Origin of the sequence: Pseudomonas sp. CFBP2511 (genome assembly GCF_030209255.1) — a bacterium.
GTDB lineage: Bacteria > Pseudomonadota > Gammaproteobacteria > Pseudomonadales > Pseudomonadaceae > Aquipseudomonas > Aquipseudomonas avellanae.
Map to the genome: position 1 here is coordinate 26,075 of NZ_JARVSI010000026.1, position 24,388 is coordinate 50,462.

At 59.6% G+C, this 24,388-nt stretch carries 21 protein-coding genes and 2 pseudogenes; 11 read left to right on the forward strand and 12 right to left on the reverse strand.

Going from position 1 to position 24,388, the window contains the following annotated elements:
* Positions 1 to 206: 206 nt before the first annotated feature.
* The gene (locus QRN38_RS21900; RefSeq protein WP_005769255.1) at positions 207 to 1,175 is read left to right on the forward strand and encodes a polyprenyl synthetase family protein; all 969 of its coding nucleotides are present in this window, start codon (positions 207 to 209) and stop codon (positions 1,173 to 1,175) included.
* A 72-nt stretch (positions 1,176 to 1,247) separates the two neighbouring features.
* Here the strand turns inward: QRN38_RS21900 and QRN38_RS21905 are convergent, their stop codons facing one another.
* The 3 genes from QRN38_RS21905 to selD are packed head-to-tail and all read right to left on the reverse strand — an operon-like array spanning position 1,248 to position 4,181.
* A complete protein-coding gene (locus tag QRN38_RS21905; RefSeq protein WP_007246772.1) occupies positions 1,248 to 2,012 on the reverse strand; it encodes a sulfite exporter TauE/SafE family protein in 765 nt (254 codons plus the stop codon).
* 34 nt (positions 2,013 to 2,046) lie between these two features.
* Positions 2,047 to 3,147 (reverse strand): tRNA 2-selenouridine(34) synthase MnmH, encoded by a 1,101-nt coding sequence (gene mnmH, locus QRN38_RS21910; protein ID WP_057418725.1) that lies wholly within the window; start codon positions 3,145 to 3,147, stop codon positions 2,047 to 2,049.
* Positions 3,147 to 4,181 (reverse strand): selenide, water dikinase SelD, encoded by a 1,035-nt coding sequence (gene selD / locus QRN38_RS21915; RefSeq protein WP_057418726.1) that lies wholly within the window; start codon positions 4,179 to 4,181, stop codon positions 3,147 to 3,149. Before selD ends, mnmH begins: the two co-directional genes overlap by 1 nt.
* A gap of 236 nt (positions 4,182 to 4,417) precedes the next feature.
* On the opposite strand from selD, the gene QRN38_RS21920 reads away from it, so the two are divergent.
* The 4 genes from QRN38_RS21920 to phnE are packed head-to-tail and all read left to right on the forward strand — an operon-like array spanning position 4,418 to position 7,648.
* Complete coding sequence (locus tag QRN38_RS21920; protein ID WP_057418727.1) at positions 4,418 to 5,269, forward strand: putative selenate ABC transporter substrate-binding protein; 852 nt, start codon at positions 4,418 to 4,420, stop codon at positions 5,267 to 5,269.
* Positions 5,266 to 6,063 (forward strand): phosphonate ABC transporter ATP-binding protein, encoded by a 798-nt coding sequence (locus QRN38_RS21925; protein WP_057418728.1) that lies wholly within the window; start codon positions 5,266 to 5,268, stop codon positions 6,061 to 6,063. The genes QRN38_RS21920 and QRN38_RS21925 overlap by 4 nt, the downstream gene beginning before the upstream one ends.
* Positions 6,057 to 6,884 carry a PhnE/PtxC family ABC transporter permease gene (locus QRN38_RS21930; protein WP_057418735.1) on the forward strand — a complete coding sequence of 276 codons (828 nt, stop codon included), beginning with the start codon at positions 6,057 to 6,059 and terminating at the stop codon, positions 6,882 to 6,884. Before QRN38_RS21925 ends, QRN38_RS21930 begins: the two co-directional genes overlap by 7 nt.
* The gene (gene phnE / locus QRN38_RS21935) at positions 6,881 to 7,648 is read left to right on the forward strand and encodes a phosphonate ABC transporter, permease protein PhnE (protein WP_057418729.1); all 768 of its coding nucleotides are present in this window, start codon (positions 6,881 to 6,883) and stop codon (positions 7,646 to 7,648) included. The genes QRN38_RS21930 and phnE overlap by 4 nt, the downstream gene beginning before the upstream one ends.
* A gap of 80 nt (positions 7,649 to 7,728) precedes the next feature.
* Here the strand turns inward: phnE and ggt are convergent, their stop codons facing one another.
* Positions 7,729 to 9,456 carry a gamma-glutamyltransferase gene (ggt, locus tag QRN38_RS21940; protein WP_057418730.1) on the reverse strand — a complete coding sequence of 576 codons (1,728 nt, stop codon included), beginning with the start codon at positions 9,454 to 9,456 and terminating at the stop codon, positions 7,729 to 7,731.
* A 292-nt stretch (positions 9,457 to 9,748) separates the two neighbouring features.
* On the opposite strand from ggt, the gene QRN38_RS21945 reads away from it, so the two are divergent.
* A complete protein-coding gene (locus QRN38_RS21945) occupies positions 9,749 to 10,513 on the forward strand; it encodes a response regulator transcription factor (protein ID WP_007246780.1) in 765 nt (254 codons plus the stop codon).
* Between the two features lie 29 nt (positions 10,514 to 10,542).
* The gene (locus QRN38_RS21950) at positions 10,543 to 11,889 is read left to right on the forward strand and encodes an ATP-binding protein (protein WP_005769235.1); all 1,347 of its coding nucleotides are present in this window, start codon (positions 10,543 to 10,545) and stop codon (positions 11,887 to 11,889) included.
* Positions 11,890 to 12,059: 170 nt separating this feature from the next.
* Here QRN38_RS21950 and QRN38_RS21955 read toward each other — a convergent pair whose 3' ends face one another.
* The 3 genes from QRN38_RS21955 to QRN38_RS21965 all read right to left on the reverse strand — a co-directional run bounded on the left by QRN38_RS21955 (position 12,060) and on the right by QRN38_RS21965 (position 16,596).
* Positions 12,060 to 14,030 (reverse strand): TonB-dependent receptor domain-containing protein, encoded by a 1,971-nt coding sequence (locus tag QRN38_RS21955; protein ID WP_057418731.1) that lies wholly within the window; start codon positions 14,028 to 14,030, stop codon positions 12,060 to 12,062.
* Positions 14,031 to 14,144: 114 nt separating this feature from the next.
* The gene (gene mmsB / locus QRN38_RS21960; RefSeq protein WP_011103280.1) at positions 14,145 to 15,035 is read right to left on the reverse strand and encodes a 3-hydroxyisobutyrate dehydrogenase; all 891 of its coding nucleotides are present in this window, start codon (positions 15,033 to 15,035) and stop codon (positions 14,145 to 14,147) included.
* Positions 15,036 to 15,069: 34 nt separating this feature from the next.
* Positions 15,070 to 16,596, reverse strand: a complete 1,527-nt coding sequence (locus QRN38_RS21965; protein WP_057418732.1) for a CoA-acylating methylmalonate-semialdehyde dehydrogenase — start codon at positions 16,594 to 16,596, stop codon at positions 15,070 to 15,072.
* 157 nt (positions 16,597 to 16,753) lie between these two features.
* On the opposite strand from QRN38_RS21965, the gene QRN38_RS21970 reads away from it, so the two are divergent.
* The gene (locus QRN38_RS21970) at positions 16,754 to 17,698 is read left to right on the forward strand and encodes a LysR family transcriptional regulator (protein WP_005769228.1); all 945 of its coding nucleotides are present in this window, start codon (positions 16,754 to 16,756) and stop codon (positions 17,696 to 17,698) included.
* Positions 17,699 to 17,751: 53 nt separating this feature from the next.
* Positions 17,752 to 18,369, forward strand: a pseudogene (tnpC, locus tag QRN38_RS21975) (IS66 family transposase); the annotation flags it as partial.
* A gap of 162 nt (positions 18,370 to 18,531) precedes the next feature.
* On the opposite strand, the gene QRN38_RS21980 reads toward tnpC, so the two are convergent.
* From QRN38_RS21980 to QRN38_RS22000, 5 genes and pseudogenes are all read right to left on the reverse strand, one after another.
* Positions 18,532 to 18,972 (reverse strand): hypothetical protein, encoded by a 441-nt coding sequence (locus QRN38_RS21980; RefSeq protein ID WP_005769225.1) that lies wholly within the window; start codon positions 18,970 to 18,972, stop codon positions 18,532 to 18,534.
* On the reverse strand, positions 18,969 to 19,127 hold the full coding sequence (locus QRN38_RS21985) for a DUF6402 family protein (protein ID WP_375233353.1): 159 nt from the start codon (positions 19,125 to 19,127) through the stop codon (positions 18,969 to 18,971). Before QRN38_RS21985 ends, QRN38_RS21980 begins: the two co-directional genes overlap by 4 nt.
* 129 nt (positions 19,128 to 19,256) lie before the next feature.
* Entirely contained in the window at positions 19,257 to 19,697 is a 441-nt protein-coding gene (locus QRN38_RS21990; protein WP_079216472.1) for a hypothetical protein, read from the reverse strand.
* Positions 19,694 to 20,620 (reverse strand): annotated as a pseudogene (locus QRN38_RS21995) (DUF6402 family protein). Before QRN38_RS21995 ends, QRN38_RS21990 begins: the two are co-directional and overlap by 4 nt.
* Positions 20,621 to 20,625: 5 nt before the next feature.
* A complete protein-coding gene (locus QRN38_RS22000; protein ID WP_024666009.1) occupies positions 20,626 to 21,210 on the reverse strand; it encodes a PAAR domain-containing protein in 585 nt (194 codons plus the stop codon).
* A 515-nt stretch (positions 21,211 to 21,725) separates the two neighbouring features.
* Here QRN38_RS22000 and QRN38_RS22005 point away from each other — a divergent pair.
* Together QRN38_RS22005 and QRN38_RS22010 are read left to right on the forward strand one after the other, a co-directional pair.
* Positions 21,726 to 23,792, forward strand: coding sequence for a type VI secretion system Vgr family protein (locus QRN38_RS22005; RefSeq protein ID WP_054089626.1), 2,067 nt, complete (start codon positions 21,726 to 21,728; stop codon positions 23,790 to 23,792).
* Positions 23,789 to 24,340: a DUF4123 domain-containing protein gene (locus QRN38_RS22010; protein ID WP_057418734.1), complete on the forward strand. Its 552-nt coding sequence runs from the start codon at positions 23,789 to 23,791 to the stop codon at positions 24,338 to 24,340. The genes QRN38_RS22005 and QRN38_RS22010 overlap by 4 nt, the downstream gene beginning before the upstream one ends.
* Positions 24,341 to 24,388: the final 48 nt, after the last annotated feature.

Consider the following 24,388-nt stretch of genomic DNA (forward strand, 5'->3'; position numbering starts at 1 on the left):
TTTATAAGAAGAGTATTGGCTGGCATGGCTGCATGGGGCTGGAACGGCCCGTTTGCATTGCGTAAGGCAGGTGCTGCCCAGGAAAGTTAGGGTGCGCGATTGTACGCAAGGGATTGGTGTGTTGCAAGAGGCCGCTCGTCATACCTTGACACGCTCTACCCCGCGACCTAGCATGCGGCGCAACCTATCCGGAGCACGTGTCGCTGATGCAACCCCAAGCCTTCTACCGCGCGGTGGCGGACGACTTTAGTGCCGTTGACCTTATCATCAAAAAGCAACTGACGTCGCGTGTACCGCTGGTCTCCAAGATCGGTGATTACATTACGTCGGCAGGTGGCAAGCGCCTGCGCCCGCTGCTGGTGCTGCTGTGTGGCAAGGCTCTGGGCCGCGAAGGCGACGACATCCGCCTGCTGGCCGCCACCATCGAATTCCTGCACACCGCCACCCTGCTGCATGACGACGTTGTCGACATGTCCGGCATGCGCCGCGGCCGCTCCACTGCCAACGCCCTGTGGGGCAACGCGCCCAGCGTGTTGGTGGGTGACTTCCTTTATTCGCGCTCGTTCGAAATGATGGTTGAACTGGGCTCGATGGAAGTCATGAAGATCCTGTCCAAGGCGACCCGCATCATTGCCGAAGGCGAAGTGCTGCAGTTGTCCAAGATCCGCGACGCCAGCACCACCGAAGAAACCTACATGGAAGTGATTCGCGGCAAGACAGCCATGCTGTTCGAGGCCTCGACCCACAGCGCCGCAGCCCTGTGCAAGGCCTCCGAAGCGCAGACCGAAGCCCTGCGCACGTTCGGTGACCATCTGGGTGTGGCCTTCCAGCTGGTCGATGACCTGCTCGACTACCGCGGCGATGCCGAGACCCTGGGCAAGAACGTCGGTGACGATCTGGCAGAAGGCAAGCCGACCCTGCCGCTGATCTACACCATGCGCGAAGGCAGCCCGGAACAGGCCGCACTGGTTCGGCAGGCAATCCAGAAAGGTGGCCTGGAAGATCTGGAAAGCATCCGCAATGCCGTGGAAAATGCCGGTGCGCTTGATTACACCGCACAACTGGCCCGCGACTACGCTGCGCGCGCCATTGCCTGCCTGGACGCCTTGCCGCCCAGCGAATACCGCGATGCCCTGATCGAACTCAGCGAGTTCGCCGTCGCCCGCACACACTGACAGCCAGCGCAGTCAACAGCCCGTCCAGCGACGGGCTGGCATGTTGCTGATCTGTCTGTGTCGCGCTCGTGATCAGCCTTTTATCAGCAGATGCAGCCCCAGCAGTCCCATCCCGATAAAGAACACCCGCTTGAACAGCGCCGCGCTGATGCGTTGCCGCAGCCATTGGCCCAGCAGCATGCCCAACAGCGCCGGAGCCAGTGCCAGCAGCGACGCGCCCAGCTCGGTGCCGCCCAGCGCACCATTCCATGACAAGCCAACCGCCAGCGCCGCAGTCGAGACGGTGAAAGACAGCCCCAGCGCCTGCACCAACTCGTTACGCTCAAGCCCCAGCGCTTGCAGATAAGGCACCACGGGAATCACAAATACCCCGGTGGCCGACGCGATAACGCCGGTCACAAAACCACCCAACGGCCCCAGCCAGCGCTCGGCAGCCTCCGCGACCTGCAACGTCGGCAGGAACAGGCCACTCAACGCATAAAGCAGCAGCGCCGCGCCCAATGCCCGCGTCATCGAATGGCTGCCACTCATGCCCAGCCAGAACGCACCGGCGCAGGTGCCGATGAAAATCATGCTCAGCATTGGCCACAGGCGTTTGAGCAAGGGTCGCAGGCTCCCGCCAGTAGCCAGTTGCCAGACGTTGGTGAACGCCGAGGGGATAATCAGCAAGGCCGCAGCCTGCGGCGGCAGCATGACCAGCCCCAGCAAGCCCATCGCCACCGTGGGCAGGCCAAGGCCGATAACCCCCTTGACCGTGCCTGCCAGCAAAAAGGTGCCGATCACCAGCGCCGAAAGGCCCCAGCCGAGGGTTTGGTAGAAATCGAAGACTGCGCTCATGGCATCCCTGTCCGCCAGCTAAAAAACCATCAGACTAGCGCCGCGATGAACGCTCGCTTAAATAGCCCGACACTTCAAACTGATTGCCCGCGAACTCGATTCGCGCGGCTTTATGTTCGCGCTGATAAGCATACATCGGGTCGTAGTATTCGCCGAGCAAGCCTTCGATCCAGCCCCGATGCAGCTCAACCGCGCCGCTGCGCTGTTGCTCTTCCAGCGCCGTCTGCAGGAGCGCCAGCAAACGCTGGTGACGCTCGCCGCCCAGGCGTTTGTGAATGTTGTTCAGGCTCTGCAGCAGGCGATCGGCAAACAGCCCGAAGCCGAGTTCTTCGCCCTTGACGCTGATGAACTCTGCGCAGAGGTTGACCACGTAATCGGCCAGAATACGCTCGACGCGGTGCTCGAAGCTGTCTTCCAGCCAGACCACCGGACAGCCTTGCATGGCCTGGTGCAATTCCAGCGGCACGTTGCAACTGCCGACCAGACGGCTTTCGTCTTCCACAACGAACTGTTCGATACCGGCGGCGCGCTTCTTGAGCAGGTCGATGGCCAGGCGGTTCTCGAAGTCGATCTGCGCCGGTTGCCCGGTGGCGCGCTTGCCGAAGCTGGAGCCGCGATGATTGGCGACGCCTTCCAGGTCCAGGCCGTTGGGCAATTGCGTCAGCACTTCGGTTTTGCCGGTGCCGGTCATGCCACCTAGCACCACCAGATCGCACTCGGTCACGGCTTCATGCAGGGTATCGAGCAAAAACGTGCGCATCGCCTTGTAACCGCCGAGGATACGCGGGTAATCAACCCCTGCATCTTTCAGCCAGCGCTGCACAGTCTGTGAGCGCAGGCCACCGCGAAAGCAGTACAGGTAGCCATTCGGGTTGGCTCGGGCGAACTCGACCCAGGCCTCGACCCGCTCATCCTTGACCTGCCCGCAGACCAGTTGATGCCCGAGCTGAATGGCCGCGTCCTGGCCATGTTGTTTGTAGCAGGTGCCGACCTTCTGCCGCTCGATGTCGTTCATCAGCGGCAGATTGATCACGCCCGGAAATGCGCCCTTGGAAAACTCCACCGGAGCGCGAGCGTCCATCATCGGCACGTCATTGAGGAACAGTGCCCGGTAGTCGCTGCTGTTGTCGGCCATCAGAACACCTCGACGGCGTGGGTCTGTCGCTCGAGCAAGGTGCCGATCGGGTTAAGTTGCAGGCCCAGTTCGGCCGCCACCGCCAGAAACTCCGCTTCACCTTCAGGGCTGACCGCGACCAGCAAGCCGCCGCTGGTTTGCGGATCGCACAACAGGTCCCGCCGGGCATCGCTCAGCGCGGCAATCTTGTCGCCATAGCTTTCGAAGTTGCGCAACGTGCCGCCCGGCACGCAGCCCTCCGCGATGTAATGCTCGACACCCGGCAGACGCGGCACAGCGGCATAATCCAGACGAGCGGTCAGGCCCGCGCCGTCAGCCATTTCCACCAGATGCCCGAGCAGACCAAAACCGGTGACATCGGTCATCGCCGCCACGCCGGCCAGTTTGCCGAAACGGCTGCCCGGCGTGTTCAGCGTGCACATCCAGTCCCGCGCCAGGCCGATGTCTTCTTCACGCAGTCTGGCCTTCTTTTCAGCGGTGGTCAGAATGCCGATGCCCAATGGTTTGGTCAGGTACAGCACGCAGCCGGCCTGCGCGGTGTCGTTGCGTTTCATGTGTTTTTTCTGCACCACGCCGGTGACGGCCAGACCGAATATCGGCTCCGGCGCATCGATGGAATGGCCGCCCGCCAATGGGATACCGGCAGCGTCGCACACGGCACGACCGCCACGGATCACTTCGCGAGCCACTTCGGGCGGCAGCACATTGACCGGCCAGCCGAGAATGGCGATGGCCATCAGCGGATCACCGCCCATCGCATAGATGTCGCTGATCGCATTGGTCGCGGCGATGCGGCCGAAGTCGAACGGGTCATCGACGATGGGCATGAAGAAGTCGGTGGTCGAGACCACGCCGCGCTCGTCGTCCAGCGCGTAAACCGCTGCATCGTCACGCGAGGTATTGCCGACCCAGAGTTTCGGGTCCAGGTTCTGCGCGCCGCTGCCGGCAAGGATCACGTCCAATACCTTGGGGGAAATCTTGCAGCCACACCCTGCTCCGTGACTGTACTGGGTCAGGCGGATTGGCTCATTCATCGCGACACTCTCGGTAACCGGGGAACAGGCTGCGGAGTCTAGGGGCTGTTCGCGTATCAGCGCAAACCGCAGCGCCCGCCGGGCGTGTCAGCCGACAGTGAAGCGCTGAACTGGCCTTTCTCGCCATGCCTCTTATAATCCCCGCGCACGGCTACCCAACTCTGCGCGGCGCTGGCTGTCCATTCATGCACGCGCTGCCTTGCTTGTCTTCCTGCTCTCGACCCGGAGAAACTTCCATGCTCAAGCGTACCCTGGCGCTCGCCGCCGGCCTTGCCCTGTCCTTCTCCGCGCTGACCAGCCATGCGGCCGATACCCTGCGCGTCTCGGCCATCCCCGACGAAGCGCCCACCGAACTGCTGCGCAAGTTCAAGCCGCTGGGGGCTTATCTGGAGCAACGCCTGGGCATGAAAGTCGAGTTCGTGCCGGTAGCGGATTACCCGGCCGTGGTCGAAGCACTGGCCACCGACCGCCTCGACATGGCCTGGCTGGGCGGCTTCACCTTTGTTCAGGTCAACCTCAAGACCGGAAATGCCATGCCTCTGGTACAGCGCGAACAGGACGCCAAATTCACCAGCAAATTCATCACCTCCGATCCGGCCGTGAAGACTCTGGCTGATTTGAAAGGCAAGACGTTTGCCTTCGGCTCGGTGTCGTCCACTTCCGGCAGCCTGATGCCGCGCTATTTCATGCTCAAGGAAAACATCAAGCCGGAGACGTTCTTCAGCCGCGTTGCCTATTCCGGCGCACATGACGCGACAGCTGCCTGGGTTCAGGCCGGCAAGGTCGATGCCGGCGTGCTCAATGCCAGCGTGTGGGACAAACTGGTCGCCAGCGGCAAGGTCGATACCAGCAAGGTGCACGTGTTCGCGACCACGCCGACCTATTTCGACTACAACTGGACTGTGCGCGGCAGCCTCGACCCGGCGCTGGCGGCGAAGATCAAACAGGCCTTCCTTGACCTTGACCCAGCCAACCCTGAGCAGAAGGCGATTCTCGATCTGCAGGCTGCCAGCCGCTTCATCGAAACCAAACCCGAGAACTACAAGGGTATCGAAGAAGCCGCACGCGCTGCCGACCTGCTGAAATGACCCTGCACCTGTCCGCCATCGACCTGCGCCACAGCAATGGCACGCTGGCGTTGCGCGGGCTGGACCTGAGCATTGAGCGCGGCGAGCGGGTCGCAATCATCGGCCCGTCCGGTGCGGGCAAGACCACCTTGCTCAACCTGCTGGCCAGCGCGCTGCCGCCCAGCGCCGGGCAGCTGGAAGTGCTGGGCGTCAATCCGTGGCGACTGTCCAGCCGGCAACGCCAGCAATTGCGCAGCCGCATCGCCCTGATTCATCAAGCGCCGCCGTTACCTGCGCGTCAGCGTGTGGTGACTGCTGTGTCGGCGGGCAAGCTGGGGCAATGGGGGCTGGGCAAAAGCCTGCTGAACCTGTTGCACCCGCTGGACGTGCCCGGCGCACGCGCGGTGCTGGCGCGCCTGGACCTGGCCGACAAACTGTTCGAGCGTTGCCAGCAGTTGTCCGGTGGCCAGTTGCAGCGCGTCGGCATCGCCCGCGCGTTGTATCAGGCCCCTGAGTTGTTACTGGCCGACGAACCGGTTTCGGCGATGGACCCACGTCTGGCCGATCACACCCTGGCGTTATTGTGTCAGCACGCCATCGAACACAACGTGACGCTGGTCGCGAGCCTGCACGCAGTGGAACTGGCGCTGGCGCACTTTCCGCGCATCATCGGGGTGCGCGACGGTCGTATCTACTTTGATCTCCCGGCCGGCGAGGTCGAACGGCAACACCTCGACACGCTTTACGCCAATGAACAACTGAGCCCGCAGCAGGTTTGCGAGGTTGCAGAAACGGTATGGGCGCCGCGATGCTGAGTCGTGACCGGCGTGACCCGGCAGCAGTGCCGCGCCTGTTGCTGGCGCTGCTGGCTATCGCACTGCTCTGGCCAGGCATTCGCCTGGCCGAGCTGAATCCGTTTGTGCTGCTGCAAGCCGACAACGCCCGGACGATGGGCAACTTCCTTGCCGGGTTCTGGCCTGTGGCGCACTCCACAGAGTTCCTCGGTCTGCTGCTGCAAGCCACCCTGCAAACCCTTGCGATCGCGACTGCCGGTATCGCCCTTGCCCTGCTGCTGGCCATACCGGCAAGCCTGCTCGCCAGCAATGCACTGTCTTTGTCGGCGGCCTCGCGTGGCGGGCGGCCGGGCTGGCTCGGCCAATGCCTGCGCTGGCCGGTGCGCGGCGTGTTGATCTTCCTGCGCAGCGTGCCGGAAATCGTCTGGGCGCTGCTGTTCGTGCGCGCAGTCGGTCTCGGTCCTACAGCGGGCGTACTGGCCATCGCCATCACTTATGCAGGCATGCTCGGCAAGGTCTATGCCGAGATATATGAATCAGTGGACCAGCGCCCGGCTCACGCCTTGCTCCAGGCAGGCAGCGGGCGGCTGGCCGCGCTGGCTTACGGCATTGTGCCCAACGCGGCGGCAGAGCTGACGTCTTACACGGTGTATCGCTGGGAGTGCGCAGTGCGTGCATCGGTGGTGATGGGCTTCGTCGGCGCGGGCGGTCTGGGCCAGCAGATCGACTTGTCGATGCGCATGTTCGCAGGCGATGAGGTGGCGAGCATGCTGCTGACCTTCTTGTTGCTGGTGCTGCTCGCCGATCAGCTCAGTCGCTTGTTGCGCAGGCGGTTCACATGAGGCGCACAGGCAACGTGGTGCTGTTGCTGGCGATTGTGGCGGCGGTGACCGGATCGTGTGTGTACCTCGGCCTGGACCTGTTCACGCTTGGCAGTCACGACAACCTGACGCAGATGGGCCGTTATGCATTGCGCTTCATGAGCCCCGACCTGAGCCGCGATCACGTGCAGGCCATCGGCAAAGGCGCGCTGGAAACGCTGGCCATGTCGGCCCTGGGTACGTTGCTGGCAGCCGTCGCCGGCTTGCTGCTCGCCTTGCCCGCTGCCGGGCGTCTGGGCTGGCCGCTGCGCAGCCTGAGTCGCTTGCTGCTCAATGCGCTGCGCGCCATCCCGGAGCTGGTCTGGGCCGTGCTGATGGTGTTGGCAGCAGGGCTTGGCCCCAACGCGGGCACGCTGGCGTTGGCGTTGCACACCACCGGCGTGCTCGGTCGGCTGTTTGCAGAGGCGTTGGAAAACACCGCGCCGGAGCCCGCCGCTGCGATTCGTCTGCAAGGTGGCAGCGCCTGGCAGGCCTTCGGCTACGGCACGCTGCCCAACCTCTGGCCGCAGTTGCTGGCTTACACGCTGTACCGCTGGGAAAACAACATTCGTATGGCAAGCGTGCTGGGTTTTGTCGGCGCGGGCGGGCTGGGCCAGATGCTTTACGTCAGTCTCAGCCTGTTTCAGGAAGCGCAGGCCAGCAGCGTGATTCTGGCGATGCTGATACTGGTGTTCGCCGTCGATGCGTTGAGTGGCTGGAGCCGTCAGCGCTGGGTGCGCAACTGACTCACCAGCAACAAACAAAAACGCCACGACCCTGGGGCCGACTCTAAAGCTCAGTGCCGTGGCGTGGTCAGCAGAATGACTCAGTAACCCAGCGACAACCCGGTGTTGCGGCGCGGGTCGTTGGCGCCGTAGAAACGGTTGTTACCGACCGGCTTGCCACCCAGCGAGGGCGCACCGACCAAAATGGCCGCCACGTGGTTGAGCGGTTGCGGGCCGGCAAACTTGTGGCCCCAGCTCTCGAGAATCTTCAGCGTGTCGGGGCTCACGGCGAAGGTGTCGATGTTGGTTGCTTCCGGCTGCCATTGCTGATGGAAACGCGGCGCGTCCACGGCTTCCTGAATGTTCATGCCGTAGTCGATGACGTTGAGCATGGTCAGCAGGGTTGCGGTGATGATGCGACTGCCGCCCGGCGTACCGACGACCATGACAGTCTTGCCGTCCTTGGTGACGATGGTCGGGCTCATGGATGACAGCGGCGTCTTGCCTGGCGCGATGGCGTTGGCTTCGCCCTGCACCAGCCCGTACATGTTGGGCACGCCGACCTTGACGGTGAAGTCATCCATTTCGTCGTTGAGAATCACGCCGGTCTTGCTGGCCATGACACCCGCGCCGAACCAGTTATTCAGGGTGTAGGTCACCGAGACCGCGTTGCCCCATTTGTCGACAATCGAATAATGGGTGGTGTTGCTGCCTTCGTGTGGCGCGACGCCCGGCTTGATCTTGTTCAAGTCACCGGCTTTCTGTGGCTCGATGGCTTCGCGCAACTTGGCCGCGTACTTGACGTCCAGCAGATGTTCGACCGGGTTCTTGACGAAATCGGGGTCGCCCAGGTAGCTGTTGCGATCCACGTAGGCATGGCGCATGGCTTCGATCTGATAATGCATACCCTGCGCCGAACGGAAACCCAGTTCTTTCATCGGGTAGCCTTCAAGAATGTTCAGAATCTGGCAGATGACCACACCGCCGGAACTCGGCGGCGGTGCCGACACTACGTGGTAGCCACGGTAGTCACATTCGACCGGCGCCAGCTCGCGGGTCTTGTAGTGATCAAGGTCAGCCTGGGTGATGATGCCCTTGCCGGCCTGGCTCGAATCGACCAGCGCCTTGGCCACCCAGCCTTTGTAGAAACCGTCGCTGCCCTTCTCGGACACTTCCTTGAGGGTCCTGGCGAGGTCTTTCTGCACCAGCTTCTGACCGACCTGCATCGGCTTGCCCTTATCGAGGAAGATCGAGCCGGAATCAGCCATGTCGGCCTTGAACACATCGGTGGCGCTGGACAGCATGTCAACGTCGCCCTGCCCCAGTACAAAGCCGTCTTCGGCCAGCTTGATCGCCGGGGCAATGACCTCTTCGCGCTTGCGCGTGCCGTATTTGTTCAGCGCCATTTCCATGCCGGACACGGTACCCGGCACGCCGACGGCCAGGTGGCCTTTGGCACTTAGATCAGGAATGACCTTGCCGTCCTTGTCCAGGTACATATTGGCAGTCGCTGCCAATGGCGCCTTTTCGCGGAAGTCGAGAAAGGTCTTGCGCCCGTCAGCCAGCTGGATGGTCATGAAGCCGCCGCCACCGAGGTTACCGGCTGCGGGGTATACCACTGCCAGCGCGTAACCGACTGCAACAGCGGCATCGACCGCGTTGCCGCCATTCTTGAGCACATCGACACCCACATGGGTGGCCAGATGCTGGGCAGTCACGACCATGCCGTTTTCGGCAGCAACCGGGGCTTGTGACGCGGCGAATGTGGGGGAGTACGCGACAATCAATGCCGTCGCGATCAGCGACCTGGCGAGGGGTTCGAACTTCATGATCGATCTCTTCTTTTTCTGAGTCAGGGACGTTTGATGAGTGCAGCGTCAGCCTCGGGCGAGGGATGCTGCACTTCTCATCGAAGCGTACCGGGCATCCCTGCGCGGGTTTGATGAGGGTCAAAGTAGCCGGTTCTGGCGCGTTTACCTAGTGTAAAAATATCGATACACAACGCGAATCGGCGGTGCGGAGTAATGGCTTTTCGCCGTGCGGCGACTCTCCAGCCACAAATGGGATAAGATCGCGCCACTCAATGAGAATCATCCCCGGCTGTGCCGCAGGAACATCATGATGTGCGCTACTCCTCAGCTTCGTCCTGCTCCGCGCGTTCTTGTCGTGGATGATCACCGCAAGATCCGCGACCCGCTGGCCGTCTATCTGCGCCGTCATTTGTTCGACGTGCGCACGGCCGAGGACGCGGCGGGTATGTGGCAATTGCTCAGGCAACAGCCGTTCGATGTCGTGGTGCTGGACGTGATGCTGCCGGACGGCGACGGATTTGAACTGTGCAGCCGTCTGCATCGACGCGAGAACATTCCGGTGATTCTGCTCACCGCACGCGACACGTCTGCCGACCGGGTGCGTGGTCTGGACATCGGGGCAGACGATTACCTCACCAAGCCGTTCGAGCCGCGCGAACTGGTGGCACGCATCAACAGCGTGTTGCGCAGGCGCGGGCCGGTGCCGACGGTCATGGAGGCTACACCTGCCGAGGCTGCGCTTGCGCCGACGCAACACTATGCGTTCGCAGGCCTGAGTTTCATGAGCAGTACCGGAACGCTGCGGCGCGGTGACGGCTCGGCGGTCAGGCTCAGCACGGTGGAAGCCCGTCTGCTGGGCGTACTGCTCAGCCATCCCAACACCATTCTCAGTCGCCAGCGCCTGATCGATCTGACTGCGCGCCCGGGCTGCGAAGTCTACGACCGCGCTATCGACCGGCAGATCAGCCGCCTGCGCCGCAAGCTCGATGACAACCCGCTTGAGCCCCAATTGCTGCGCACCATCTGGGGCGACGGCTACATGCTCGCGGCCAGCGTCGCAGCGCTCGACGCATGACCGTGCCGAACTGGCTGTGGCCAAGGCACATGACGCAGCAACTGGCGCTGTTGCTGCTGCTTGCCTTGCTGGCTTCCAATGCCATCGCGATGCTTTTTCTGCAACGTACCGGCGCGCTGATTCATCCACTGTCGCGCACGCTTGCCGTCGAGCGGCTGATCACCGCGTACCACGCCACGCAGGGTTTGTCGGCTGAAGACGCTTCGCGCTTGCTGGCCGCCATGCAGACGCCGGATTCAGAGTTGTGGGTGTCCGCCTGGCCCATCGCCAATACGCTGGACATGCGCGCCGAAGAATATCGACTGGTCGCCGACCTGAGTCATCGCCTGAAACTGCCCGCAGAAACCACCATCGGCATGCAGCTTGAACGCATCAGCGGTGGGCCGGCGCGCGAGCATGTGTTCGTTGCGGCGGGCTGGGCCCCGTTGCGGCTGCGCACCAGTATCGACCTGCTGAACGGCTCGTACCTGAATGGCATTCAGCACCCGGCGGGCGGCTATGAGTGGGGCCGAATGCTGGCCTATACCCTGCCGGTGACGACCATTCCGGTGCTGCTGATCGTGGTGTTTTTCATGCGCCGTATCGTGCGGCCGGTCAAGACCCTGGCCAAGGCAACCGAGCGCGTCAGCCGCGGTGAATGGATCCCGCCGCTGCCGCTGTCCGGCCCGCAGGAGGCCCGTGATCTGACCACGGCGTTCAACATCATGCAGGCGCGCATTGCCCGCCATGTGGAAGGTCGCACGCGCATGCTGGCCGCCATCAGTCATGACCTGAACACGCCGATCACCGAACTGCGCCTGCAAATGGAGCTGCTTGACGACGGGCCAGAGCGCGATGACATGCTCGACAGCCTTGATGAGCTGCGTGCGATGGTGCGCGAGACCCTGAACTTTGTGCGCGGAGATGCGGTGCAGGAAGCCACGGTAGAGATATCGCTGACCGTCCTGATTGATGATCTGGCAAAGCGTTACACGACGATGGGAACACCGATTGGCTGGCACGGCGCAAGCGAGATCACCTGTCGCTGTCGGCCCTTGGCGCTGAAACGCGCACTGACCAACTTGATCGACAACGCACTGAAGCACGCCGGGGATGCCACGGTGAGTTTATTCAAAGCGTCCGACGGGGACATTCACCTGGAGGTCCTCGATCACGGCACGGGCATCGAACCGGCATGGCTGACTCAAGTGTTCGAACCCTTCGTGCAACTGAGCCAGACCGGCACAGACCACCCTCAAGGCGGCGGACTCGGCCTTGGGCTGGCCATCGCCCGCGCCTGCGTGCAAGCCCACGGCGGCGAACTCACCCTGGAAAACCGCCCGCCCGCGGGGTTGTGTGCGGTGGTGCGGCTGCCTGCGGGCGTCGCAAACCTGTGACGCAGAGCTTCACGCAATGCATTCCGACGCTGGAGCGTGCGGAACGATAATCTCAACGATCGTCCGACGCTCTGCGTCCGGTCTTGAGTACGGCGGGACGCCGCAAATCTGTGACGCAGAGCGTCCTCCCAAGCATTTCCACTGGGGCACAAGGAACGATAAGTACCACCTCAAAACCGTACAGTGGTGCTCGCCCACAGCGTGCGGCCGTAGTTGACGGTGCCGTAGGTTTCGTCATCCAGTCGCTTGTCTCCCACGTTGTACAGCGCGGCGTTGAGCGAGATGTTTTTGCTCAGTTCATAAGAGCCGCCCAGGTCGGCTGTGGTGTAGCCTGGCGCGGCCACGTCAGTGAGGGTGTTGCCGTATTCCTTGCCGTAATAATTGGTCGAGGCCCACAGTTGGGTACGGTCGTTGAGTTTCCACTCGGCGCGCAGATTGGCTTTTTGCTCCGGCGTAAGCGCCAACGGAGCACCGGCGTTGGCGCCGCTTTTCTGCTCGGAGTCGGTGTAGGTGTAATTGCCCTTGATCGCGACCGTAGGCGTGATGTCCCAACGGCCATTGAGCTCGACGCCCTTGATGACGGCCTTGTCGACATTGACCCGATCCATGACGATAAAACCATTCCACACTTCGGTAGTGGTCACGGTAGAAAGCTTGTCCTGAAAATCGTTGTAGAACACCGTCGCACCCGCCGACAGGTCGTTGCGGTTGGACCACAGCGCCGACAGCTCGTAGTTGGTGCTGGTTTCCGGCTTGAGGTCCGGGTTGCCGAACATCACGAACCGGTTGCGACGCAGGTAAGAATAACCCGGCACCACGGCGCGCACTTCAGGGGCCTTGAAGCCTCGCGCAACACCGCCCTTGATGGTCCAGTCATCGGTAGCGCGCCAGACGCCATAAACCCTAGGGCTGAAATGCACGCCGTACTGTTCGTGGTGGTCCATGCGCAGGCCGGTGGTCAGCGCAAAAGTGTCGGTCATCGACCATTCGTTTTCCGCGAACAGCGCCTTCTGCACCACCGAGAACTCGTAGTCCTTACGGTCGCCCAGCCCTTGATTCCAGTCGGTCACCGTGGTGTCGTTCCACTGCAGGCCGGTGGTGGTGATATTGCGTTCGGTGGGCATCACCAGCTTGGCGTCGAGCACCCGGTTTTCAACTTCAGGCTTGCGTCCCAATACGTCCGTCTGGGTTGCGCTAGCCTCGCCTTCACGGCTGGATTTTTCATACGCCAGCGACACGTCCGAGGTCGCCCAGCCCCAACGGCCCTGGTGCGAGATCGACCAGTGATCGCGGTTGTTTTCCTGCTCACGGGTGGCCCAGTTGGCGCTCACGCCATCGCCATTCTTGAGGCGCGTGGCACCGGCTTCCAGGAGGATGTCGTGGTCGACAGTCGGCGTGAACGACAGCCGTGCAGTCAGGTCGCGATGGTCTGCCTTGCTGAAACCGTTGGTGGTTTCGACGTCGTCGTCAGCCTGACGATCCAGGTAGCGTCCCCAGACCTGCAAGCCCAAAAAGTCTTCCTTGATCGGGCCACTGAGGAAGAACTGGGTCTGGCGCGCGTTGCCCTGATCGCTGTGCTGACGCGCCGAGTAATCGTAGGTGACCGAACCGCCCCACTCCGACGTGACCTTGCGTGTGATGATGTTGATCACCCCGCCAATCGCATCCGAGCCGTACAACGATGACATGGGCCCGCGAACCACCTCGATACGCTCGATGGCCTCGGCGGGCGGAATGAAACTCTGCTCATAACCGCTGTTGCCGTTGACCCGCGATTCACGGGCGCTCTGACGTTTGCCATCGACCAGAATCAGCGTGTAATCAGCAGGCATGCCGCGAATGGAAATATCGGTTTCGTTGGCCCCGCCATTGACGGTCACGCCCTCGACGTCGCGCAATGCATCCGTCAGATCGCGAAAGGATTTCTTGCGTAATTCGTCGCCGGTAATCACCGTCATCGAAGCCGGTGCATCCTCCAGGTTCTGCTCGAAGCCGGAAGCGGTGACCACCACGTCATCAAGCGACAGCACATTGGCGGGCTCGACCACGGGCTCGGCAGCATGAGCGTGGCCCGCAGCCAGGCAGGCCAGCGCGAGTTTGACCATCACAGCCGCAGGCCGCAAACGAAGAGGAGAATGCATGGAGCTTCCTTACGATTCACAAGTAAAAGAGAATCGTATGCATCTGCATTCAGGAAGGTTGGACAAGATGTGACAACATTTCGGGGCAGCAGGGCCGCCCCGGCCTCTTTTCTGTCAAAGCGCTTTTTTACGATAGCCCTCGATGATCGCCGAGAAGTCCTTGCCGCCATCGCCGCGCAGGCTCATCGCCTGATAAAGCTGCTGGGCGATGGCACCGAGAATCACCGGCTGATGCGCAACGCGCGCGGCCTCGGTTGCCAGCCCCAGATCCTTGAGCATCAGCTCCGCGCCAAAGCCGCCGCTGTAGCCGCGCGATGCGGGCGCAGTTTCGACGATGCCAGGCCAGGGGTTGTACGCCTCGGAGCTCCAGCAACGGCCGGTCGAGGTATTGATGATGCTGGCCAGCACCTCGGTGTCGATGCCCAGCGCGCTGCCCAAGGCCATCGACTCTGAAACACCGATCATGGAAATCGCCAAAAGCATGTTGTTGCAGATTTTGGCGATCTGCCCTGTGCCCACTTCGCCGCAATGCACGATGTTGCGGCCCATTATTTCCAGCACCGGCTTGAGCGCTGCAAAGTGCTGCGCCGAACCGCCGACCATGAACGTCAACGTCCCGGCCTGCGCGCCGCCGGTGCCGCCCGATACTGGCGCGTCACCCAATACGACACCTTGTTGCGCAGCTATAGCGGCGATGTCGCGGATCGTTTGCGGGTCGATAGTGCTGCAATCAACGGCCGGGACGCCGGGCGCAATCCCCTTCAACACGCCGTCGTCGTTCAGGTACACGCTGCGTACATGCGCAGCGGCAGGCAGCATGGTGATGACCAGTCCACTGCCCTCAGCGGCTTGCCTGGGTGAATCACTGACCTTTGCGCCCAGCCCGGCGAATTCGCTCAGTACATCCTTGTTCAGATCGAACACATGCAGGCTGTGCCCGGCGTTGATGAGGTTGCGAGCCATGGGCGCGCCCATGTTGCCCAGACCGATAAATGCGATGTTCATTATTGTTCTCCTTGGCCTGGCTGACAGGCAGCACTCAACGCAGATTGATCGTGGTATTCACGCCATCATTCACGCTGTCGTCATCGAACCAGCGGCTGGTGACGGTCTTGGTCTGAGTGTAGAACTGCACCACCTGTTTGCCATACGGCCCCAGATCACCCAGCTTGGAACCCCGCGAGCCGGTGAAACTGAAAAACGGCACCGGTACAGGAATCGGTATGTTGATGCCCACCTGGCCGACGTCGATCTCACTCTGAAACTTGCGCGCTGCGGCACCGCTTTGTGTGAACAAGCCCGTGCCGTTGCCGAACGGGTTGGCGTTGACCAGCGCAATCGCTTCATCCAGCGTGTCGACCTCCAGCACCACCAGCACCGGGCCGAATATTTCCTGGGTGTAGATCTGCATGTCGGTGGTCACACCCGAGAACAGCGTCGGCCCCACGAAGTTGCCGCCTTCATAGCCCGGCACCGAGACTTCCCGGCCATCCAGCTCAAGGGTCGCCCCTTCGCGCACGCCGCTTTCGATCAGGTCGAGAATGCGCTGCTTCGCCCGCTGGGAAATCACCGGACCGATGTCCGTGCCCGGCTCGTGACCGGCATTGACCTTGAGTTTCTGCGCCAACGCTTTAAGGTCCGACAGCCACTGCTTCGACGCGCCGACCAATACCACCACGGACGTCGCCATACAACGCTGCCCTGCTGCGCCAAAGCCTGCGCCCACCAGCGCGTTGAGCGTCTGCTCACGATTGGCATCGGGCAGCACGACGGCATGATTCTTCGCCCCCATCATCGCCTGCACGCGCTTGCCATGCCGTCCGGCCAGGTCATAAACGTGCGTGCCGACAGCGGTCGAGCCGACAAAGGAAATCGCCTTGATGTCCTTGTGCATGCAGATCGCGTCCACCACGTCCTTGCCGCCATGCACCACGTTGAGTACGCCCGCTGGCACACCCGCCTCGACCGCCAGTTCGACCAGCAGCAGGGTCGATAGCGGGTCCTGTTCGGAGGGCTTGAGGACAAAGGTGTTGCCGCAGGCAATCGCCATCGGGAACATCCACAGCGGAATCATCGCCGGAAAGTTGAAAGGGGTGATGCCCGCGCACACGCCGATGGGTTGGCGCAGGGTGTAAGTATCGACGCCACTGGCGACGTTCTCGGCGAACTCGCCCATTTGCAGCGTACCGATCGAGCACGCATGCTCGACCACTTCAAGACCGCGAAAGATATCGCCTTCGGCATCCGCCAGCGTCTTGCCCTGCTCGGCGCTCAACACCGCCGCAATGCGTTTGGAGTGCTCACGGATCAGCGCCTGCAACCTGAGCATGATGCGCATGCGAGCGCCGACGGGCGTGTCACGCCAGGTGCGATAGGCGGCGTGGGCGGCCGCAACGGCAGCGTTCACTTCATCGCTCGTCGCGAACGGCACTTGGGCGAGAATTTCCTGAGTGGCCGGGTTGACGATGTCTTGCCATTCACCGCTTTGCGAGTCGATCCACTCGCCGTTGATCAGCAGTTTCACGCGAGCAACGGTGGTCGAAGTGTCGTTCAATGAGGCATTCATGGCAGCGGTCTCCCTTCAGAAAAGCCACGCGTCCGGTGCATCTGCAAGCGGATCGCCGTGGTTTCCCGGCAGTATTGTTTTGAGTTGGTCAGGGGGCGTGCTTTGGAGTATAGATGTGCAAACTTCTAACAAGAACGCAGATAAAAGCAGGGTCAACATGCAAAAAAACATCACATCCCTGAGCGGGTTGAACTGGGATGACCTGAAATTTTTCCTTGAAGTGGCACGCACTCGCAAAGTCAGCAGCGCGGCCCGGCGCCTGGCGGTCGACTACACCACCGTGTCGCGGCGTATCAATTCGCTGGAAACTTCGCTCGGCACATTGCTGTTCGAGAAGTCGCGCAACAACGGCTTCATCATGACCGCCGAAGGTCAGCGCCTGCTGGGCTACGCCGAGTCCATCGAAAGCACGCTGCACATGGCCTGCGAACAGGTTTCCGGCTCCAGCGTGGCCTTGTCCGGGCATATCCGCATGGGCTGCACCGAGGGTTTCGGCAGCTTCTTCATCACCCCGCAACTGAGCCACTTTCTCGACAATTACCCGAGCATCTCGGTGGACATCCTGCCGCTGCCGCACTTCATCAGCCTGTCGAAACGCGAAGCAGACATCGTCATCGCCTTGGAGCGCCCGGAACACGGCCCGTACGTGTGCTGCAAACTCTGCGACTACAGCCTGCGCCTGTACGCGACCCAGGAATACCTGGACAACCACGCGCCGATCCAGCGCAAGGCCGACCTCAGCGAACACGTATTCATCAGCTACGTCGACGACCTGGCGTTCAGCTCAGAGCTGCTGTACCTGAGCAACCTGCTCCCCAACGCCCAGGCGCAACTGCGCAGCACCAGCGTCATCGCCCAATACACCGCCGCCTTGCAGGGCCGCGCACTGGCAATCCTGCCGTGCTTTCTCGCCGCGCAGGACCCGCGCCTGCTGCCGGTGCTGACGGAAGAGGTGAACATTACCCGGCAATTCTGGATGTACTGCCGGGAGGATTTGAGGAAGCTGAAACGGATCACGTTGTTGTGGGATTACATTCGCGAGGTGACGGAGTTGAATAAGGGTTTTTTGTTGGGGGAAAACCGCGCCGCTCGCTTTGTGTAATCGCAGATTTTCAAGGAATCAGGTGGCCGTATCTTAACGAGGGAAGGAGGCGGTACGCCGGTTGCAACGCGCTTGGCGCGCAAGCCGGGGTCGAGCGCCTGGGTTGCTGGACGCATGCTCGTCGCAAGTTCGTAGAAGCACAAAAAGTGCAGCCCAAGGGCAAAACCGGGCGGGTTGATGTTGCTCTGAGTTTTATCAACAAGCTTTACGGTATAGAGCGGGCGTTAAAAGAAGGCAGCGATGAGCAGCGTTATGAAGCTCGCCAGCAAAACAGCGTACCAGTGCTGACTCAGTTGCTCGCCTGGATAGAGAAAACGCCGTCTCACGTCACTGCGCAAAATGAGCTGGGTAAGGCGATCAGTTATCTAGCCAGCAACTGGCAAAAGCTGGTGCGCTATACCGAAGCTGGATTTTTGCCTATCGACAACAATACGGCCGAGCGTGCGATCAGACCGTTTGTGATCGGACGCAAGAACTGGCTATTCAGCGATCCCCCCAAGGGCGCAACGGCCAGTGCTCAACTCTACGGCTTGGTCGAGACCGCTAAAGCCAACGGCCAAGAACCCTATGCGTGGCTGCGCCACGCATTAGAACGGCTGCCACTGGCGACATCAGTTGAAGATTACGAAGCCCTGCTGCCTTGGAACTGCAAGCCTCGTTTGCATTCCTAAACGCGCTGTCCGTTTTTGGCAGATGGGGTTTATGGAGCGCTTACGATCGAATCGACCAGCGCCGCCTGGTAATCAAAGACGTTCATATAGTCCGTTGCGCATGGTTCTCGGAATTCTCTATCCACCCCAAATCCGTTTTCTGAAGCGCCCCCCGGCCCGCCATCATTGAGGGTGCACGCGAGTAGGAACATCATCCATGCAGTCAGGGAGATTAGGACCAATCGAGATCATTCCAGCTGATATTTCACCAGATCTGTCCCCCCAAGACATTTGCCCACCCGCAGACTCCAGATCGTATATCTCGGTCTCTGAAATCAACTCGCCAGTACGATGGTCATAGAGCCGAAAGAACGCAGGATAGCCCCAGGAGGGAAGCCACTTTCGTGGTACCTCACTATCTGGGTGTGGCATCGAATGAAACATCATCGGAAGAATCCAGAATGGTTTGTACAGTTCCACTCGATAACAACCTCCGGGGCTGATGTCAGGCTCGCCAGATCGTTGCGCCAAGCCCTTTTCCCACAATTCCGATGCGATCCAGATGCTGCTGGCGATAATAATGCAAGCTATAAAAAATTTGAGCCGGAGTGGTAGCAATTTCATTTCCTGACTCCCAACCTTATAATTCGATCAAACCCCCGCCATAATATGCCTGAATAAATAATAAAGTCGCCTCCATTTTTCGTTTTTTCTCGATGCTTGCGAAAGTCATAGTTTGTAATCGCAGCAAAAGGCCCGTCTTTTAAATTGATGATCAAGTCCCCTTGTAGCGTCAGTGCTATAGCTGATGATTCGCATTATTTAACTTTCTTAGGACCATAGACATCTAAAAGCCCATAACATTTCTCTTTAGCGGCCTGAGTTAAGTCTACAGTCATGTTACGTTTTCATTGCGCTTTCTGTTGTGCGGGCCGATCACGCATGCAATCAGGAACATTCGGGCCAATAGGAATCAGCCCTGAGTAAACGAAACCCGAGCCTTCACCCCAATCCATCCCCCATGCTCCTGACTCACGATCATAAATCTCGGTTTCTGAAATCAATTTTCCGTTTCGATGATCGTACAGCCTATAAAAGCCGGGACTGCCCCACCATGGAAACCATTTTGGCGATCTAACCCCATTAGGGTCCGGCTCTCTATGAAGTATGTCAGGCAGTACCCAAAAAGGTTTGAAAGCTTCCAATCGATAGCACCCACCGGGACTGACGAGTGGAACTCCTGATCTTTTAGCTAGCGCTTTCTCCCACCACTCGGAAGCAGTCCAAAGACTACAAGCCATTATAATATATGCCAAAAAAAACTTTATCCTTGTCGATGACATCTTCATTGGCGTGTTCCTAAATCAATCGTCCTATCAATTTTTTTCCACAATATATCGGAATAGATAACAAAATCTCCTCCCTTACCCATTTCACTTCTATACTCCCGAAAATCGCTATTGTAAATTGCTGCAAAGGGTCCATCTTTCAGTCTAATCACTAAATTCCCCTGTGGCGTCTTGGAAATCACGGTCTCTGCTTTCGTTAATGCATGATCTTCTGTCCAAGCACCCAGATATTGAAAGCCATTGAAATCATAGTGATCGCGAATATAAAACCCTATCTGATCTATATGAAAACATTCGTGCCTCTCTTTTGTTAGGCTATCTATCTTGCTAAAAGCGCTCCCTACAACACCTACCTTTAATGTCGCCTTCCCTAATGCGCCATACATATCGTCCAGTACATCCCAGACGTTACCGAATTTAACGAAGTTTAATTGAGATACGGAATCCATCTGTAACGCAGTCATGGCATTGGACCCTAGTTCAACTACTCCTATCCCGCTCCAGCCTGCCTTTTTTAGCAGCATATTTAAACGAGCTTTAGCATTGACCGTGGTCAGAAGTAACTCAGCTTCCTCAACAGCCTGCCTGCATCGCTCAAACTGCATTGCCCATTCCATCTTCACGATGCTTTCATCGCACTGCGCGGGAGACAGGCTCATTGGGTCAGGCTGTGTTTCCTGCACCTTTCACTCCTCCGGCATCTCCCAGGTAGGACTGTCAAACCATCGCTGCATCAGCGCCGCTGCCGTATCCCAACCCATATTGCGCATGGCTGCCGGAATTCTGGAGAGAGCCAAGCTTTGGATAATGACTTCTTTGGCTGGTGTGTCTGTCGGGGCGTAGGTGTGCGAGGCTCCTTGGGGCAAGGCATAGTAGGTGTCAGGGCCTAAGGCGTTGGTGCGCTGGAAATCATTTAGAGACATTGGTGTTATTCCATGACTGGTCGGGGGGCGTGGGTAGCGAGTTGCAGAGCGGTAACCGCGGTGCTTGTATGGCTGCGGCTATAACCCTGCACGTCAAGCGTGCTAACGGCAGTGCAACGTTGGTCTTGCACAACCACGTATCCCAGATGGCCAAGGCTGGAGCGTTTCTCATTGAAAAGACGAAAACGCTCATCGCACACCTTAGACTCCTGTTGACCCATAGCTGAATCAACTGGCTGCACAACCGCATCTGCCACAAGCTCGCTAGCCGCCCCCTCACCGCTACTGACCAAAATACCAGGCGCGGACACTGTAGCGCTCGACCGTCTCTCAACCCGAAAGAAGTTCTGCTGTCGAGATATCAGGCGTGCTCCGCAACTGGTCAGGTCGCCCTCCAGCGCGATAACGTATCCTTCGATATGGAAGTTGCTTTCTTCGCCAATAATTTTGCTAGCGCCGTGCAGTGGGCAGGTTACGTCACAGCCTCTATGCGCTGCGGGAAAACCATTGATGCGCTTTGTTTGATCGCCGTTGATAACATACCCTCCGTGGTCTGTGATATCCCCCTGAACTATGGCCAGTAGTTTCATACAACTCTCCCTGATAACTGTTTTTCCAACTTCACGAATCCTTGTTAATTTTACAGTATTCACCAGCAAGCCTATTGATTTTGCCTGGTAAAAAACCTCAAGATATTGCAGGCAGATGTAGTCTGATCTGAAAATTGAGGAGCGGTCGAGCATTTTTTGAAATGCTTCTGTGTAGTCGTAACAGCCCTATAGTAGCTGACTATCGCCATATTTTGTCGATGCGGATGGCAGAAGCGCGATTCTGAGCATACTAACTATGCACTGTACGAAAAATGCGCGGGCGCAGGTCAGATAAGGCAAAAAGCAGGTGAGACGTAGAAGAGTGCGCAACATCGCGTAAACACGCGCAGAATCTTGCGCAATTTTTATGATTTTTCGCCTGAAAAAAATCTCCAAAACGAGAAAATGAATTTTAAGTCTTTGATTTATATACATAAAAAATAACTGGCACCTTTCTTGTTATCTCTCTCGTCATTCAACGGGCACACGGCCCGTTTCTGCGGAGAGATTTCGGCATGCTTGCATCGGCCCACCAGGCCCGTTTCAGTCTGATCCTCAACGGTATCGATCACGACTTTCAGGTCCTGTCGTTCACCGGGCACGAAGCCATCAGTCAACCCTTCTGCTTTACGCTGGAGCTGGTCAGCGAGCGCACGTCGCTGGATCTGGAGAGTTTGCTGAATCACCCAGCCTATCTGCAATTCGCGCCCGATGGCGGGGGTGTTCACGGCTTGATCGACCGGATTGCCCAGGGCGACTCCGGGCGACGTCTGACTCACTATTCGATCACGCTACGCCCGCATCTGGCCCGACTTGCTCATCGCACCAATCAGCGCATCTTTCAGAGGCTGACGGTGCCGCAGATCATCGAGCAGGTATTGAAGGACCACGGCCTGCTGGCCAATGCCTTTCACTTCCATGCCGGTACGCCTCACGCCGAACGCGAATACTGCGTGCAGTACAACGAATCAGATCTGCACTTCATTCAGCGCCTGTGCGAAGAGGAAGGTTTGCACTATCACTTCGAGCACAGCGCGACGGCGCATCAACTGGTGTTCGGCGATGACCAAACGGTGTTCCCGAAACTGGGGCCTGTGATCTATAAACAGGACACCGCCCTGCTGGCCGAAGAGCCGGTGATCAAGCGCTTCAAACTACGGTTGGAGACTCGCCCCGAGAGCACCGCTCGCCGTGATTACCATTTCGAGAAGCCGTTTCTGACCATGGAGGGAGCGGCTGTTGGCAACAACAGCATCGGGCTTGAAGACTACGATTATCCGGGGCGGTTCACGCACCGGGACCGTGGCACTCATCTCGCGCAGCGGGCGCTTGAACGTCATCGCCATGACTACTTGCTGGGCGAAGGGCACAGCGATCAGCCGCGATTGGTCAGTGGCCATTTTCTGACCCTGAGCGAACACCCCAACGATGACTGGAATGAGTTGTGGCTGCTGATTGAAGTTCGCCATGAAGGCCGTCAACCGCAAGTACTTGAAGAGTCCGTGCACGAGATCCAGAGCCCTGACAACTTTCATCAGGGCTACCGCAATACTTTTCTGGCTACGCCCTGGAAAGCAATCTTTCGCCCGCCCTTGCGTCACCCCAAGCCACGAATATCCAGCAGCCAGACCGCCGTGGTCGCCGGCCCGGAGGGCAAGGAAATTCACTGCGACGAGCACGGGCGGGTCATGGTGCGGTTTCATTGGGATCGTTCAGGCCAGAGCAGCTGCTGGCTGCGGGTGTCGTCGAGCTGGGCGGGTAATGGTTATGGCGGCATGGCCATCCCGCGAATCGGCATGGAAGTGCTGGTGACTTTTCTTGACGGCGACCCTGACCGGCCGTTGATCAGCGGCTGCCTGTACCACGCCGAGCACCTTCCGCCCTATGAACTGCCCGCGCATCAGACGCGCAGCGTGTTCAAGACCCTCAGCAGCCCAGGCGGCGGGGGCTCCAATGAATTACGCATCGAGGACCGGGCCGGGCAGGAGCAGATCTATGTTCATGCTCAACGCGACTGGGATCAGAACATCGAGCACGACCAGCGTATCTACGTCGGCCATGAGCGTCACGACCGGGTCGAAGCCAACAGTTACAGCGAGTTCAAGGCTCAGGAACACCGTACTGTCGAGGCTGACCGGCTGACGGAAGTCAGAGCGGATGATCATCTGACCGTGGGTGGGGCTCGGCATATTCGGGTCGGCGATGGCCTGCTGGTAGAGGCCGGAAAGGAAATCCACCTGAGCGCCGGGAATAAAATAGTGATCGAGTCGGGAATGGAGATCACCGTCAACGTTGGCGGCTCTTTTATCAAGATCGATGCCAGCGGCGTGACCGTGGCAGGCCCGCTGACAAGGCTCAATTCGGGCGGCCAGCCGGCAACAGGTACGAAGGCAGCGCCTCTGTTGCCGGGGCTGGTGAAACAGGCCAGTAACGACGGACCGGGGGAGTTGCTGATGCAGCGCCTGAGCGGGCCTGGACCGATAGTGGAGCTTTGTCAGAAACCCAAGGGCGGAACGCCTGCGGACTGCCCACTTGCCGATTGCGGCTGTCGCAAAGCCTTGCTGTCGGGTGGCCAGCGATGAGCGTTTACGTACTGCTGGAACGAACCGACCGGTTACTGGAACACCTTTATAAACTGCTGCCCGATCCAGCGCCAACGGCACTGTTCGACAAGACCGAACTGGTCCCCTACCGGGAGCAGAGCCCCCTCTGGCTAGAGGCGACCAGCCCTTTGCTGGAAGCCATTCATGACGCACCCGACGCCTGGCCCGGCCTGATCATCGAAAGCGACGCGCCCGCCGACGTTGTGCTCGCCCATCTCAGGCACATTTTGTTTATCAGGTTCGAGGGGCAGCGCCGAGGCGTGCTGCGCTATTCGCACCCTGTCACCGCCAGCTACTTCTTTACGGCAGAGCCCCCTCAAACCAGTGCCCAGTGGTTCGGCCCTATTTCCAGGCTTGGCTGGTACGGCGGCACCTGGGAGGACCTTGCACAAGGCAAGCAGCGCTGGTTCGACGTTCGCAATCCCCACGCATCCGATTGGCAACCGCCACAACCTCAAGTGACGTTCGGTTTAAACCAGCAGCAGGAAGACGCGTTGCGACGCCAGACCAAGGAATTCGCACAATGACCACCGGCAGACTGAGCGATGGCCCTTCCTGCGAAATGGACAAACTGA

Bases quoted from the DNA above. Each gene is read 5' to 3' on its own strand.
- QRN38_RS21900 (WP_005769255.1), top strand. From the start codon at position 207: ATGCAACCCCAAGCCTTCTACCGCGCGGTGGCGGACGACTTTAGTGCC.
- QRN38_RS21905 (WP_007246772.1), bottom strand. From the start codon at position 2,012: ATGAGCGCAGTCTTCGATTTCTACCAAACCCTCGGCTGGGGCCTTTCG.
- mnmH (WP_057418725.1), bottom strand. From the start codon at position 3,147: ATGGCCGACAACAGCAGCGACTACCGGGCACTGTTCCTCAATGACGTG.
- selD (WP_057418726.1), bottom strand. From the start codon at position 4,181: ATGAATGAGCCAATCCGCCTGACCCAGTACAGTCACGGAGCAGGGTGT.
- QRN38_RS21920 (WP_057418727.1), top strand. From the start codon at position 4,418: ATGCTCAAGCGTACCCTGGCGCTCGCCGCCGGCCTTGCCCTGTCCTTC.
- QRN38_RS21925 (WP_057418728.1), top strand. From the start codon at position 5,266: ATGACCCTGCACCTGTCCGCCATCGACCTGCGCCACAGCAATGGCACG.
- QRN38_RS21930 (WP_057418735.1), top strand. From the start codon at position 6,057: ATGCTGAGTCGTGACCGGCGTGACCCGGCAGCAGTGCCGCGCCTGTTG.
- phnE (WP_057418729.1), top strand. From the start codon at position 6,881: ATGAGGCGCACAGGCAACGTGGTGCTGTTGCTGGCGATTGTGGCGGCG.
- ggt (WP_057418730.1), bottom strand. From the start codon at position 9,456: ATGAAGTTCGAACCCCTCGCCAGGTCGCTGATCGCGACGGCATTGATT.
- QRN38_RS21945 (WP_007246780.1), top strand. From the start codon at position 9,749: ATGTGCGCTACTCCTCAGCTTCGTCCTGCTCCGCGCGTTCTTGTCGTG.
- QRN38_RS21950 (WP_005769235.1), top strand. From the start codon at position 10,543: ATGACGCAGCAACTGGCGCTGTTGCTGCTGCTTGCCTTGCTGGCTTCC.
- QRN38_RS21955 (WP_057418731.1), bottom strand. From the start codon at position 14,030: ATGCATTCTCCTCTTCGTTTGCGGCCTGCGGCTGTGATGGTCAAACTC.
- mmsB (WP_011103280.1), bottom strand. From the start codon at position 15,035: ATGAACATCGCATTTATCGGTCTGGGCAACATGGGCGCGCCCATGGCT.
- QRN38_RS21965 (WP_057418732.1), bottom strand. From the start codon at position 16,596: ATGAATGCCTCATTGAACGACACTTCGACCACCGTTGCTCGCGTGAAA.
- QRN38_RS21970 (WP_005769228.1), top strand. From the start codon at position 16,754: ATGCAAAAAAACATCACATCCCTGAGCGGGTTGAACTGGGATGACCTG.
- QRN38_RS21980 (WP_005769225.1), bottom strand. From the start codon at position 18,972: ATGAAATTGCTACCACTCCGGCTCAAATTTTTTATAGCTTGCATTATT.
- QRN38_RS21990 (WP_079216472.1), bottom strand. From the start codon at position 19,697: ATGAAGATGTCATCGACAAGGATAAAGTTTTTTTTGGCATATATTATA.
- QRN38_RS22000 (WP_024666009.1), bottom strand. From the start codon at position 21,210: ATGAAACTACTGGCCATAGTTCAGGGGGATATCACAGACCACGGAGGG.
- QRN38_RS22005 (WP_054089626.1), top strand. From the start codon at position 21,726: ATGCTTGCATCGGCCCACCAGGCCCGTTTCAGTCTGATCCTCAACGGT.
- QRN38_RS22010 (WP_057418734.1), top strand. From the start codon at position 23,789: ATGAGCGTTTACGTACTGCTGGAACGAACCGACCGGTTACTGGAACAC.